The 13,564-nt window shown below is 45.5% G+C and carries 11 protein-coding genes and 1 tRNA gene; 7 read left to right on the top strand and 5 right to left on the bottom strand.

Annotated features, from left to right (window positions below):
• Positions 1 to 9 precede the first annotated feature (9 nt).
• The 4 genes from purE (at position 10) to A37S_RS0105560 (ending at position 3,398) form a co-directional block, all read left to right on the top strand.
• On the top strand, positions 10 to 519 hold the full coding sequence (gene purE / locus A37S_RS0105545) for a 5-(carboxyamino)imidazole ribonucleotide mutase (RefSeq protein WP_028296123.1): 510 nt from the start codon (positions 10 to 12) through the stop codon (positions 517 to 519).
• Positions 520 to 592: 73 nt separating this feature from the next.
• Positions 593 to 665 (top strand) — tRNA-Gly (locus A37S_RS0105550).
• Between the two features lie 167 nt (positions 666 to 832).
• Positions 833 to 1,855: a Holliday junction branch migration DNA helicase RuvB gene (gene ruvB / locus A37S_RS0105555; protein WP_028296124.1), complete on the top strand. Its 1,023-nt coding sequence runs from the start codon at positions 833 to 835 to the stop codon at positions 1,853 to 1,855.
• Positions 1,856 to 1,883: 28 nt separating this feature from the next.
• Positions 1,884 to 3,398, top strand: coding sequence for a carbon-nitrogen hydrolase family protein (locus A37S_RS0105560; RefSeq protein ID WP_028296125.1), 1,515 nt, complete (start codon positions 1,884 to 1,886; stop codon positions 3,396 to 3,398).
• 30 nt (positions 3,399 to 3,428) lie between these two features.
• Here the strand turns inward: A37S_RS0105560 and A37S_RS0105565 are convergent, their stop codons facing one another.
• The 3 genes from A37S_RS0105565 to A37S_RS0105575 form a co-directional block, all read right to left on the bottom strand.
• Positions 3,429 to 4,247: a ZIP family metal transporter gene (locus A37S_RS0105565; protein WP_028296126.1), complete on the bottom strand. Its 819-nt coding sequence runs from the start codon at positions 4,245 to 4,247 to the stop codon at positions 3,429 to 3,431.
• Positions 4,248 to 4,421: 174 nt separating this feature from the next.
• The gene (locus A37S_RS0105570; protein WP_028296127.1) at positions 4,422 to 6,917 is read right to left on the bottom strand and encodes a S9 family peptidase; all 2,496 of its coding nucleotides are present in this window, start codon (positions 6,915 to 6,917) and stop codon (positions 4,422 to 4,424) included.
• Between the two features lie 164 nt (positions 6,918 to 7,081).
• Entirely contained in the window at positions 7,082 to 7,684 is a 603-nt protein-coding gene (locus A37S_RS0105575; protein WP_028296128.1) for a hypothetical protein, read from the bottom strand.
• A 175-nt stretch (positions 7,685 to 7,859) separates the two neighbouring features.
• Here A37S_RS0105575 and A37S_RS0105580 point away from each other — a divergent pair, with 175 nt between their 5' ends.
• The 3 genes from A37S_RS0105580 to A37S_RS0105590 all read left to right on the top strand — a co-directional run bounded on the left by A37S_RS0105580 (position 7,860) and on the right by A37S_RS0105590 (position 11,097).
• Positions 7,860 to 9,818, top strand: a complete 1,959-nt coding sequence (locus A37S_RS0105580; protein ID WP_245586319.1) for a gamma-glutamyltransferase family protein — start codon at positions 7,860 to 7,862, stop codon at positions 9,816 to 9,818.
• A gap of 113 nt (positions 9,819 to 9,931) precedes the next feature.
• Positions 9,932 to 10,405 (top strand): GtrA family protein, encoded by a 474-nt coding sequence (locus tag A37S_RS0105585; RefSeq protein ID WP_028296130.1) that lies wholly within the window; start codon positions 9,932 to 9,934, stop codon positions 10,403 to 10,405.
• A gap of 98 nt (positions 10,406 to 10,503) precedes the next feature.
• A complete protein-coding gene (locus A37S_RS0105590) occupies positions 10,504 to 11,097 on the top strand; it encodes a hypothetical protein (RefSeq protein ID WP_028296131.1) in 594 nt (197 codons plus the stop codon).
• Between the two features lie 20 nt (positions 11,098 to 11,117).
• On the opposite strand, the gene A37S_RS0105595 is transcribed toward A37S_RS0105590, so the two are convergent.
• Both A37S_RS0105595 and A37S_RS0105600 read right to left on the bottom strand, forming a co-directional pair.
• A complete protein-coding gene (locus tag A37S_RS0105595; RefSeq protein ID WP_028296132.1) occupies positions 11,118 to 12,308 on the bottom strand; it encodes a BaiN/RdsA family NAD(P)/FAD-dependent oxidoreductase in 1,191 nt (396 codons plus the stop codon).
• A gap of 115 nt (positions 12,309 to 12,423) precedes the next feature.
• Entirely contained in the window at positions 12,424 to 13,530 is a 1,107-nt protein-coding gene (locus A37S_RS0105600) for a YncE family protein (RefSeq protein ID WP_028296133.1), read from the bottom strand.
• Positions 13,531 to 13,564 lie beyond the last annotated feature (34 nt).

Genomic DNA, 13,564 nt, shown 5'->3' on the forward strand with positions numbered 1-13,564 from the left:
TCTAGCAACATGAGTGAGCAGCAGCACGCAAAAGTAGGTATCATCATGGGCAGCAAGTCTGACCTACCCGTAATGGAGGAGGCCATACAGGTATTGAAAGAGTTAGGAGTCACTTTTGAGGTGAGCATCGTATCGGCACACCGCACACCCGAACGCATGTTCGACTATGCGCAAAATGCCGCAAACCGAGGCCTAAAGGTCATTATCGCGGGCGCAGGTGGGGCAGCACACCTTCCGGGTATGGTAGCTTCCGTCACCCACTTGCCGGTTATCGGTGTTCCGGTCAAATCCTCCAACTCCATAGATGGATGGGATTCTATCCTGTCCATATTGCAGATGCCCAATGGCATACCCGTGGCTACCGTGGCCCTTAACGCGGCAAAGAATGCGGGCATCTTGGCCGCCCAGATACTTGCCACTTCGGACAGCCAATTGGCCCAAAACATTTTGCATTTCAAGCAGGAATTAAAAAAGAAAATCGAAGAAACGGCCAAGGAGGTAGAAGGTAAATCTTTTTAGGGACGATAAGCACAAGAATTTGAAGATGCACTTGTGCTTTTGCTTTTTTTCTTATTATTTTTGCTAGGCATAAGCGAAAGTAGCTCAGTTGGTAGAGCGCAACCTTCCCAAGGTTGAAGTCGCGAGTTCGAGCCTCGTCTTTCGCTCTTTTAAAAGAATGTTATCTCTTCCTGAAGCACCAGGTTATGCAAGATTTTTCTTGCCTCATCATGCTCTACATCCATTACTGCACAAAGCATAAAAATTAGATTGCCGCATATGTGTATTGCTTTTTATTTTTAATTTTACTTTTGATCCTAGAATAGGTACGAGCATGAATGAACATTTAAATCCCAATGCGGAGAATCTGTCTAAAGTAGACAAGGATATTGAGCGAGCATTGCGTCCTCAGGTATTTGAAGACTTTACGGGACAGGAAAAAATACTCGAAAACCTGAAGATTTTTGTTCAAGCAGCAAAATTAAGAGGCGAGGCATTGGACCATGTCTTGCTTCACGGGCCTCCGGGCTTAGGCAAGACCACCTTGTCGCATATCATTGCCAATGAGATGGGAGTGGGCATCAAGATTACCTCTGGCCCCGTACTGGACAAGCCTGGTGACCTGGCCGGCCTGCTCACCAACCTGGAAGAAGGCGACATCCTATTCATAGACGAAATCCATCGCCTTAGCCCTTTGGTAGAAGAGTACCTATACTCGGCTATGGAAGACTTTAAGATAGACATCATGCTGGAAACTGGCCCCAATGCCCGTTCGGTACAATTGTCACTCAGCCCATTCACGTTAGTGGGAGCTACTACCAGATCTGGCTTGCTGACTGCACCGTTGCGTGCGCGTTTCGGCATCAACTCGCGCTTGCAGTACTATGATGCCAAACTCCTTACAACTATCGTCTTGCGCTCTGCCCATATCCTCCAAACACCTATCAGCGATGAGGGTGCTTACGAGATCGCCCGCAGGAGTCGAGGTACGCCACGTATTGCCAATGCACTGCTGAGGCGTACACGAGATTTTGCGCAAATCAAAGGCAACGGAAACATAGATACCGAAATAGCCAAATATGCCCTACATGCACTCAATGTGGACGAACATGGACTGGATGAGATGGACAACCGTATCTTGATGACCATCATAGACAAATTTAAGGGTGGACCGGTAGGCCTAAAAACCATCGCTACTGCGGTAGGTGAAGATGATGGCACCATCGAAGATGTTTATGAGCCTTTCTTGATACAAGAAGGTTACATCATGCGCACGGCAAGAGGCAGGGAATGCACCGAACTGGCCTATAGACATCTGGGCAAGACAAACTTTCCAAAGGGAAATACGTTATTCTAGTCCTAAAAGCAATATATCATACAAACACATGAATATAAAAGTACGTACTTTAACCATAAAGGATTACAATGATCTCAAATCCTCTATGGAAGAGGCCTACAACGTCAATATAGGTGGCGTCTGGAGCCGCAACAATATAAAAGACCTTATCAAACTATTTCCCGAAGGGCAATTATGCGTAGAGGCCAATGGACATGTCGTAGCCTGTGCGCTATCTATCATCATCAATTCAAAGAAAACCGACAACACATCGAGTTATAATGACATTATCAGCTATGGCACTTTTGCCAACCATGATCCCGATGGCGAGGTGCTGTACGGCATAGAGGTGTTTGTACATCCTGACTATAGATCGCTACGCTTGGGCAGACGTCTGTACGATGCACGTAAGGAATTATGCGAGCAGCTCAATCTCAAAAGCATCATCGCTGGAGGAAGAATACCCAATTACCATGAATATGCCCCTGAAATCACACCAAGGCAGTATATAGACAAGGTTAAGCAGAAAGAAATTTTCGACCCTACCCTTACGTTCCAGCTTAGCAATGACTTCCATGTCAAGAAAATACTAAAGCACTACCTGCCTGATGACAGCGAGTCATTGGAATATGCTACCTTGCTAGAATGGAACAATATTTACTATCAGCCAAAGACAACATCTATCTCTCCCACCAACCAGACCATCCGCTTGGGTTTGGTACAGTGGCAGATGCGATCCTTCAAGAGTGTAGACGAGTTCTTTGACCAAGTCGAGTTCTTTGTGGATGTAGTAAGTGGCTATAATGCCGATTTTGCCGTCTTTCCGGAATTTTTCAATACGCCGTTGATGGCTCCATACAATAGCCTGCCAGAGCAGGAAGCTATGCGTCGGTTGGCTGAGCATACTGCCCCCATTAGGGAAAGGTTATTGGAGTTTGCGATTTCCTACAATGTCAATATTGTGGCGGGATCTATGCCTACGGTAGACGATGACGGCAAAATGTACAATACTTCTTACCTTTGCCATCGGACGGGCAAAGTAGATGCCTATAACAAAGTACATATTACTCCGAATGAGCGAAAATATTATGGCATGTATGGCGGCGACTCCGTTAAGGTCTTTGATACCGACTGTGGCAAAGTGGGCATAGTCATCTGCTATGACGTTGAATTTCCAGAAATACCCCGTCTGTTGGCCGACCAAGGCATGCATATCTTGTTTGTCCCTTTTCTAACCGACACACAAAACGGCTACACCAGAGTTCGAGCTTGTGCCCAAGCTAGGGCCATTGAAAACGAATGCTATGTGGCCATTTCGGGCTCAGTGGGCAACCTACCCAATGTGAATAACATGGATATCCAGTATGCCCAATCGGCAGTCTTCACCCCCTCCGATTTTGCTTTCCCCACAAATGGGGTTAAATCCGAAGCCACACCCAATACGGAAATGGTACTTATCACCGATGTAGATCTCTATGCACTGAAGGAACTGCACGAGTATGGCACGGTGAAGACCATGAAGGACAGAAGGCATGATCTTTATCAGCTTAATTTATTGAAGTAATAGTGTGTGATTTTGCACCGCATCCGATGCTTACCCTAATGCCACATCCAATGTCATCATTACAATAAATCCCCCTATAAAGCCCAATGTAGCAATATCCGAATTCTTGTTTTGCTGTGCTTCGGGAATCACCTCTTCCACCACTACGAAAAGCATCGCTCCTGCCGCAAAGGCGAGTGCGTAGGGAAGCATCGGCGTAAAAAAAGTGACTGCAAAAGCCCCCAAAACACCGGCTATCGGCTCAACGATAGCGGATGCTTGACCATAAAAGAAACTCTTTCTCCTGCTCATCCCCATGCGTCGCAAGGGCATGGATACAGCGATTCCCTCTGGAAAATTCTGCAAACCTATACCAATGGCAAGAACAACGGCTCCAGAGATGCTTGCCTCGGGAATGCCTGCCGCAACTCCGCCAAAAATCACACCGATGGCCAATCCTTCCGGAATGTTGTGAAGTGTAATTGCCAATACCAGCAATGTTGTCCTCTGCCAAGGTGATTTCACTCCTTCAACTTGCTTGAAATTGACATGCAAGTGGGGCAACAATTTATCTAAGGCAAACAAAAACGCCGCTCCAATGAGTAATCCTACTACCGCTGGTATCACTTTGGTGAAGCCCTCTCCTTCGCTCATGTCTATGGCAGGAATTAACAAACTCCAAATGCTTGCAGCAACCATCACGCCTCCCGTGAAACCTAGCATTCCATCTAAAACAGAGCGATTCAAGTCCCTGAAAAAAAACACTATAGAGGCTCCCGCCGCCGTCACCAACCATGTAAAAAGCGTGGCATATAGCGCCGCCACAATAGGACTAATCCCTTCCAGATACTGGATTATAGAGTCTAACATATGGTTTTTCCATTAATTTATCGATTTGACAAAGTTCACAAAAAACACCATAAGTTAGACAGTCCTAATAAATTTATTTTTACATCCAAAGGATTTGGAAGAAACAAATCTAAACGCTCTATTAGTTTTCCTGAAAGAAAACAACCGAAGGATTAACGAAAAGCAATCAAAAGACTACCTCTTAAGAGGTACTTCCCTGTTCATCTCTATCAAATCCACGGAGCGTTCCGTTTCGTCTCCCATCAGGTAGCGGTTGAAATAATCGCCCATTTTCCAGAAGAAATATTCGGTCATATCACCAAACCCGTGTCTCTGCCCCGGCATAATGACAAATTCGAAGCGCTTGTTAGCTTTGATTAAGGCATTGGCCATGCGGATGGTATTGGCAGGATGCACATTGTTATCGATATCTCCTGTTACCAACATGAGCCTTCCTTTCAAGTTCTTAGCCAGATCGGGATTTTTTTCTATTTGGTAAACAAACGTTGTATCTCCTTTGGCATTGTCAATGCGCTCGGTGACTCCATGATGGCGCTCGCTCCACCACCTGTTGTAGATGTTGTTTTCGTGGTTGCCTGCTCCAGACACTGCTACCTTGAAGAAATCGGGATAAACCAACATAGCCGCGGTAGACATAAAACCACCGCCACTGTGGCCAGTAATGCCCACCCGTTCTACGTCAATAAAAGGATATCTTGCTGCAAGTTGCTCTGCTGCAGCTTTCTTATCTGCCAAACCATAGTCGCGCAGATTGCCATAACCATAAGTATGGTACCACTTGGAGCGCGCTGGGTGTCCTCCCCTATTGCCGACGGTTATCACGATATAGCCAAACTGTGCCAATCGGTCTATCCTATCCATACTGCGACCGAATGACTTATTGACGGCCTCCGTTTGTGGGCCTGGGTATACGTACTCGATCATAGGGTATACCTTAGTAGAGTCGAAATTGAATGGCTTGTACATCACACCGTAGAGATCGGTAATACCGTCGTCTGCTTTCACCTTGAAAGGTTCGGGAAATTGGTATCCTGCGGCCAACAGGGAAGAGAGGTCTGCCTTTTGCAAGTCCATCACCTTCTTTCCTGTATTATCGTACAAGGCAGATTGGGGAACCGTGTTTACTCTGGAGAAATTGTTCACGAAGAAGCGATTATCATCATCCAGAACGGTTTGATGATTAAAATCTCCACTGTTCAGTAGTTTCATGCCAGAGCCATTTAGCCCTATGCTGTACAGATGTTCGTAATAGGGATCTTCTCCATTTTCCCTGCCATTGGCAGTCAAGTAGAGGGTTCTTGTTTTTTCGTCCAGTCCTTGGATATCAGAGCTGTAAAACTCACCCTTGGTAATCTGATTTTTTAGGTTTCCCTCGCCGTCATAGAGGTAATAATGTCCCCAGCCATCACGCTCGGACCAAAAAACAAATTCCTTGCCTCCATCAATCAAATACGGCCGTTGAATATCGAGATAAACATTGGAGCGCTCCTCCACCAAAATCTTTACCTCCCCATTGAGGGTAATGGTTCCCATATCGATCTTTTTCAGATCGCGACTGCTGCGATAGAAATAAAATTTGCCTTCATCTCCCAGCCAAGTGGCCACCCGATATTCGTCATCGCGAGCTTTCGCGGGCGTCGGCGCGGTCCATATGGAAATTTCCTGGTCTTTAAAGCCCGATACATCTATCTTTTTGGATGACTTATCTTCAAAATTGAATAGGTACAGCTCGCGTATCGGTGCATCGCTTTCGCCTGGCATTTGGTACTTGTAACGTTCCAGGGTGGGCCTTGGGTTGGCCGTGTTATTAATGACCCAAAGATCTTTCACTTTCCGGTTGTCCGTTCTGCTCAGGACAAAATGCTTGCCATCTGGCGACCAGATGAGGCGCACACCCTTGCGTTTTTTCTTGTTCTCTTCCGATTCCTTGTCGCCAATGGTTTCGCTATAGTCGTCACCGCCCCACGCATAATATTGTATTCCTCCCTCGGTAAACTGATGTTCTACAATAGTGCTGTCCTTTTCGTCTTTCAAGGCTTTTTCATAGTTAGCCTTGTCCATCCAGTAGAGATTATATTCCTTGGCGAAGATCACCTTGCTGGTATCTGGTGTAAACGAAGCCCAGGAAGCACGCTCCTTTGGCTTTTCGTCCTTGCTCAATTCGGAGAGCTTACCAGAAGTAAGATGATATTGCAAATAGTAGGTCTTTTTCTCCAGCGAATCGGTCTTGTTCTTGCTCTTCTTTCTATCTTCCGCGCTTTTCAGCGTATCGCGTGTACTCTTTACATCAAAGCGTATTGCCTGCTCGTCTTCGGTAAACTTGATACGTTGGATGGGCAAATGCTGCGCATCGAAAGGATCCTGCACCACTTTGGAAAGTTCAGCAGCTAGGGCAGCGTTGTCAAAGAGCTGCTGTTGCGACTTGGCTACAGGATCTACGATGTACCACGATTTGCCAGATGGTGTCTCGTAAGTATACCAAAAACGATTGCTCTTCTTCAGCCAATGTGGATCTACATCGGTAGAGAAAATCAGTTTCTTCAATTTCTCTGGAGAGAAACGACTGGCCAATTGATAATTGGCTTTCGGTGTATTGCTTTCGGTTTTTTGTTGCGCACTGAGCGCTGTTGCCAGCACAACAGCTGCCGTAAAAAGGAAAAATTTCTTCATTAAGATAACAAAAATGGGTTAAGGAAATTCAAAGGCGCAATTTACGCAACAACTATATCCATGGAGTACTTTACTTGTAAAATTCTTAGTACATGCATTGAATACTATTTCTTTCTACGAGGCCGATGGATCCGCCTGGTCTCAAAAGTTAACTAAAACCAAATTCAAGATTTGGTTTTAAGAAACCGTTCATCCTTAAGGTGCGCAACCCGCATCCTTTTCAGCAAGCGCTTTCCCCTGCTCTGCATTGCTGCCGAGCCATCGCGCAAGAAGAATTCGATTTGCGGAGCCAGTTCTTCCTTTATCCAAGGAAATTCGCCAGACATATTATACAGTATATCCATCACGTTGACCCGCACGGCCACTGGCGTATCGGGATCTACCAACCAATCGAACTGGCATTCTACCAATTTCTCACGCTGCGCCACTGTCAAGCGGCTATATGGCACCTGCCGTACTGCAGGTGCCTTGGCGTGGGTATAGTTCATCAATATCTTAGTGAAATGTCTTTGACAGCTTTCATTGACCTGCTCGGGCATTCGCTGAATGAAACGGAAGAAAATAAGCGAGAACTGCTCTGGGTAAAGACTATCAATCTGTTCCAGTATCCACGCTGCCCTAAAAGCTAGGACATCGGGTTTTGTGAAACACAAATCCAAGAGGTCGTTCAAGTCAAATTTGCCTTCCGCCAATCGCTTGGCAACATTCTGCACTTGCACCTTGCCCATTGTCTGCTTCAGCTCCTGAAATAATTGTTCCTTCTTCATCCTAAAACCTAAAATAATAACTTTAGCTTTCAAAAAGCAAGGCCTTTCTCCCACAACTTAAATAAATATGCCCTGTATTTCTTTGTATAAAAACAAAACGCATGTAAAAATCCGATTACGAAAGCCTATCTGTGCATCAAAGTACATATCTTGTGTCAAAAAATCTTTCTGGACCATGGTATTTCATTTCACGCGTAATAGTTACTGCTTAACCACTCTAGCTCTTTTCCTTTTATCGATAAACGGATACGCCCAGCGCACCCAAAAGCCGCCTTTGCACGGCAATCACTGGATGGCCATTACGGGCAAACCGCTAGCGGCCACTGCCGGTGCGCAATTGTTTCAACAAGGAGGCAATGCCGTAGATGCCGCCTGTGCCATGCTGGCAGCTACCTGCACCATGTGGGACGTGCTGAGCTGGGGCGGAGAAACCCAAGCGCTGATCTATAATCCCAAGCTGAAAAAAGTAATCGCCATAAATGCGCTGGGAGTAGCTCCCACTGGTGCAACGCCAGCCTTTTTCAAGGACAAGGGTTATGAGTTTCCTCCCGAATACGGACCATTGGCTGCCGTCACGCCAGGTACGCCAGGTGGCCTTTGCTACATGTTGGCCCAATACGGCACCAAGAGCCTAAAGGAGGTGTTGGCCCCAGCGATGGAGATGGCCGCTGGCTATGCCATAGATGCCCAGACAGCCAATAGCATAGAACGAGGAAAGAATAGAATCAAAGAATGGCCCTATAGCAAAAAGGTATTTTTGGTACATGAGGGACAAGAGCGCGAAGCGCCGGAACCGGGGGAAGTATTTATCCAAACGGACTTACTCAATACCTTGAGCAAAATGGTGGAAGCAGAGCAACAGGCCCTTCAAGCTGGAAAGGATCGCAAGACCGCCATCCAAGCTGCTTATGACCGTTTCTACAAAGGCGATATAGCCGATGAATTTGTAAGGGGTAGCAAGGAACAAGGCGGATTGATCACCAAAGAGGATTTGGCCAATTGGAAGCCCATTGAAGAGGAACCACTACATATAGACTACAAGGGAATTGATGTCTACAAGTTGCAGGAATGGACCCAAGGGCCAGCGATGCTACAGGGTCTGAACATCCTGAAGCATTACGACCTACAGAAAATGGGTTACAATTCTACAGAATATATTCACACGGTGTACCAAGCTATGAACTTGGCATTTGCGGATCGCGATTTTTACTATGGCGACCCCTATTTCTTGCCTAAAGCGCCCATGCAAGGGCTATTAAGTGATGAATATGCCAAAGCACGAGCCACAGAAATAGATCCGGGACACAACAATCCCCTGGCAGCCCCTGGCGATCCATATCCATACGAGCAAAAGACAAATCCCTATAAAGACTTGCTGCTAGAACGTGCCAAACTACTAGACCCGTCCCAAAAAGATAAAAGCGACTCTTTCTTGCCCAAACACGATGCCATTCCAGCAAATAGCCTTAACTATGAAGCTGAAAATAGGCATTGGACTCAATTGGGTATCGATAGTGCGTATATGAATCGACTGTGGCGAGGCACCACTAGCGTAGAGGCGGCCGACGAAGAAGGTTGGGTAGTATCCATCACACCAAGTGGTGGTTGGTTGCCAGCTTGCATAGCAGGCAATACAGGAGTTGGCATGAGCCAGCGACTGCAAAGCTTTGTACTCGATTCATTAGTTAGCCCGTTTAACGTCATCGCTCCCGGCAAAAGACCTAGGGTTACCCTTACCCCTTCCCTAGCACTCAAAGATGGCAAACCCTTTCTCTCGTTTGCCGTTCAAGGCGGGGATACACAAGACCAGAATTTATTACAATTTTTCTTAAATGTGGTTGAGTTTGGCATGACGCCACAACAAGCGAGCGAAGCGGCCAACATCAACAGTAACCAGCTATGGCTCTCGTTGGGAGGAACAAAGGTAGATGACAGGAAACCCAGACCGGGAAGCATTTTGCTGGACATATCAACTCCCAAGGAGGTACAGGAAAGGTTGAAAAGCATGGGCTATACGGTCAGATTGGGAGAACGAACCAGCGGCCCTATCAATGCCATCTATTTTGACCAGAAACACCAAACACTTTGGGGCGGCAGCAGCAACAATGGCGAAGATTATGGCATAGGTTGGTAAAAATTGAACAGTCATTTGGTTTAAATATCCACAATACCTATCATTGCACCTCAATACCGATTTCTTGCGGCGAGGGCATAATAGCACAAGCATGCGAATCGTTTTCAGTTTAGATGATAGGTAGGTTCATAGACTTTTTTTATCCCCCTTTTAGCAGGTACTTCACCAAGCAGCAGTTTCGTTATGCGGCATGTGGAGGAGGGAACACGGTATTCAGCGTTTTGCTGTATCCCATTCTTTATAATTTTGTACTAAGAAAAGAGATACTGCATCTTGGCTTTGTTGCTATCAGCCCACATATAGCTGCTTTAGGCATCGCCTTCGGCATTACTTTTCCAATTGGTTTTTTGCTCAATCGCTACGTAGTATTTCAGGGGTCTTACCTGCGCAAGCGTACCCAAGCGTTTAGGTATTTTCTCGTTGCTATGTGCTGCCTTTTATTCAACTACCTATTCCTCAAGCTATTTGTAGAAGTATTTGGCTGGTACCCTACCCCTTCTCAGGTACTCACTACGGCCATTATCACCATATTCAGTTACCTATCACAGAAACATTTTTCCTTCAGAACACAGAAGATTGATAGGTGAAGTATGACGTATGAGGTCCCAAGCTAAGGCTATAAGGTTTATGGTAATGTACTTAATTTTTCATAAGTTTGCTGCCGTACACAAACCCTTGTTTCGTCATGAGAAGAATATATGCCATCAAAAGCTTATCAGCTTTACTACTATTGACTATTTTTTCCTTTTGTGGAAAAAAATATGACGTGGAGACAGAAGAAAAAATCGCCTTAGGCAACATTCTTTTTGGCATCAGTGAAGCCGAGTATCAAACTGAAATCCAAAATTTTATGTCGAACCACTTAGACAATGGCGACTCTACAAGATTTATGATAGATGGCTATATGTACGAAAGTGTGGACCCAAAATTCCATGACGGAAAACTATACAGCCTTACCATAGAAGGCAGACCATTTGGCAATTATCAAACGGCATTCTCGCAATACCTGGAAATAAAAAGTCATCTGGTGGACAAATATGGACACCCTCTACAAGACTACTCCTTTCCTTCAAAAAATTCCAAAGGTGTATCACAAATGCTTGCTAACTGGGCCATAGGCAAAAAAGAAGTGCAATTGTGGGGGGCTGTAAACCCCAATTTCGGAAGAAGCGATATCCGAATATACGATCGCAATGCGATGTCGGAAGTAAAAAAGGGAGAAGAAAATGCCAAAAAAGAGGCTATAGAACGAGAAGAAGCAAGGCGCGATAGCTTGTAAAAGCGAAAAATTTTGCGTTTTTACAAGCTGTTCCCTATAACAAAACCACTTGCCCAGGCCCATTGAAAATTGTAGCCTCCTAGCCATCCCGTTACATCTACGCACTCGCCTCCGAAATAAAGACCGGGAATATCTTTAGCTTCCAGGTTAGCTCGGTCCAAAGCTCTGGTAGAGACACCGCCACGCATCACCTCCGCCTTTTCGTAGCCTTTGGTACCGGCAGGTTTTACCTCAAAGCCATGTATAAGTTGAACGGCTTGCTTGGCGTCTGCCTTGCTCAAAGAAGCGACCTTGGTTTGCAGAGGCAAGTATTTGCCCAAGGCATCTACCAACTTCTTGGGAAAGCAATCGTTCAGCAATTGTTGGAGCAGTCGCTTTCCTCCATCATTACGTTCAGCTTTTATTAAATCGGCAAAAGAATTGTTGGGTAACAAATCGATCGTAATGGACTTGCCTGGTTGCCAATAAGAAGAAATCTGCAAGATAGCAGGGCCACTCAATCCCCAGTGCGTGAAGAGAATATTCTCTTCGAAAGAAATCCGACCACAACTAACACGGGCATAGACCGAGATGCCAGACAAGGAAGCGAACCATTCTGCATCCTTGCCCGTTACTGTGAGCGGCACTAAGGCGGGTTGCGTGGGTACAACAAGCAATCCAAATTGCCGCGCTATGCGCAAACCAAAGTCGCTGGCACCCAATTTGGCAATGGGCAATCCGCCACTGGCCACCACTACCTTGGGTACGTCAAGTGTGATGGTCTCATTAGCACGCACTATCGTGACGGAAAACCCGCCATTATTTGCCTGCACTGCTTTTACTTCACTATTGAGCCATATCTCCTGCCCCAATGTTTCCATTTGTCCCGTGAGTGCCGACAGCACGTCCTTTGCCTTATTCGAGACGGGGAACAGCTGACCTAGGGTCTTCTCCTGCGGATGAACACCATGACTGGCAAAAAACTGCAACGTATCATCTACCGTCCAACGATCTAGGATAGATTGAAGGAAATCGGCGTCTTCCGTGATAAAGTTTGAAGTATGTGTGTGCAAATTGGTATAGTTGCAACGCCCTCCACCGGAGATCAGTATTTTTGCCCCAGCCTTGGCATTGCGCTCCAAAACCAAGACCTTTTTGCCTTTATATCCAGCTTGGACAGCACACATCAGCCCGCAGGCCCCAGCGCCAATGATGATTGCATCGTAGTTCATCGCGGCAAAGATATAAATAGCTTGGTAATTGAATGCACAAAAAACCGCTTCCCTTTTTGCGCAACAAAAAAAGAAACGGTTTAATAAAATCCAAACTCACTTCTAGCAAGAACGCTTAATAACTTGCTACAAATGCTATAGGATTAAAAGATTCGAACTTTGCAAAAAGAGTAGCGTTACTATAGCCTGGATTCCATGTATATATAAATGCCGCCCCATTGGTTGCTCCGCTTTCTTTTGAGCCTATTACCACGCAAAACAGCTCAGGTATATATTTAAAACCTGTCACTGTCTTGATTTCATTCGTACTCTGGAAATAGGTGTTATTTGCCACAAAATTAGGCAAGTTAGTTAGACACAAATATTCTGTGGCTCCGCCACTCTTATTGCTGCTGGTAGCAAATAGAAAAGGAACACTTGCTCCAGTGGAAGTATTGAACGCATAAGCAGCTTGTACAAAATCCAGACCATAAGGAATATTGCTATTTATATTTCCGTTATCGACGCTAAAGGTATACAACTTGGAGTCCGTGAGTTTTGTATCACCATCATATGTAGCAGAAGCATTCACGTACAACGTCTTGTTGACGCTGTCTGCGGCAATTTTATCCAGATTTACGGCTCCTGGAATCGCTATACTATTTTCCAACGCAAAACTAGTCGTATTCACAACGGCTATTTTGTTATCATAGTCATCCTGATGTGCCCCACTATTCGCAATATATAGCTTGTTTCCAAAGGCCGTTAACTGCTCCGGCGTATTTCCTACTTCCATGGAATTCACGGAGAATGTCGTGGTATCAATCTGTGAAACGTACCGGTCACCATGGGAGACATAGACTTTCCCTTTGTATCCCACTAAATAGCGCGCGTCATTGACACTCAAAGTTTGTATACCATTGCCTGTCAAAGCATCCAATACCACTACCTTCCCACTTCCGCCTTCAAAGCTGATATACAATTTATTGCCGTATCGGATCATATCCTTGCCAGCACCGTTCAACAGAGATTGCGAATTGCCGAAAGTGGCATGATAGGTCAAGTTGTTGACCTGGAAAAAACCTAGGGAAGATGAATTAGCACTTTCCTTGTTAAGGACAAAAAAACCAAGTTTGTCCGAAACTGGTTCCACAGGAGTAGGATCCGAATCAGTGTTACAGGCCGAGAAGGCAGAAATTGCCAATGCAGCAGTTGCCAAAAAAGTAAATTTTGCTATTTTCATAAATATGATTTGTCTTGTGGCACTAAGGCCTTGT

It is taken from the genome of Olivibacter sitiensis DSM 17696 (assembly GCF_000427965.1).
GTDB classification, from domain to species: Bacteria; Bacteroidota; Bacteroidia; order Sphingobacteriales; family Sphingobacteriaceae; genus Olivibacter; species Olivibacter sitiensis.

What these genes read in the sequence shown, in the direction of transcription:
- A37S_RS0105565 (WP_028296126.1), bottom strand. Translation starts at nt 4,247, where the DNA reads ATGTTAGACTCTATAATCCAGTATCTGGAAGGGATTAGTCCTATTGTG.
- A37S_RS0105575 (WP_028296128.1), bottom strand. Translation starts at nt 7,684, where the DNA reads ATGAAGAAGGAACAATTATTTCAGGAGCTGAAGCAGACAATGGGCAAG.
- A37S_RS0105560 (WP_028296125.1), top strand. Translation starts at nt 1,884, where the DNA reads ATGAATATAAAAGTACGTACTTTAACCATAAAGGATTACAATGATCTC.
- ruvB (WP_028296124.1), top strand. Translation starts at nt 833, where the DNA reads ATGAATGAACATTTAAATCCCAATGCGGAGAATCTGTCTAAAGTAGAC.
- A37S_RS0105595 (WP_028296132.1), bottom strand. Translation starts at nt 12,308, where the DNA reads ATGAACTACGATGCAATCATCATTGGCGCTGGGGCCTGCGGGCTGATG.
- A37S_RS0105580 (WP_245586319.1), top strand. Translation starts at nt 7,860, where the DNA reads ATGGTATTTCATTTCACGCGTAATAGTTACTGCTTAACCACTCTAGCT.
- A37S_RS0105585 (WP_028296130.1), top strand. Translation starts at nt 9,932, where the DNA reads ATGATAGGTAGGTTCATAGACTTTTTTTATCCCCCTTTTAGCAGGTAC.
- A37S_RS0105570 (WP_028296127.1), bottom strand. Translation starts at nt 6,917, where the DNA reads ATGAAGAAATTTTTCCTTTTTACGGCAGCTGTTGTGCTGGCAACAGCG.
- A37S_RS0105590 (WP_028296131.1), top strand. Translation starts at nt 10,504, where the DNA reads ATGAGAAGAATATATGCCATCAAAAGCTTATCAGCTTTACTACTATTG.
- A37S_RS0105600 (WP_028296133.1), bottom strand. Translation starts at nt 13,530, where the DNA reads ATGAAAATAGCAAAATTTACTTTTTTGGCAACTGCTGCATTGGCAATT.
- purE (WP_028296123.1), top strand. Translation starts at nt 10, where the DNA reads ATGAGTGAGCAGCAGCACGCAAAAGTAGGTATCATCATGGGCAGCAAG.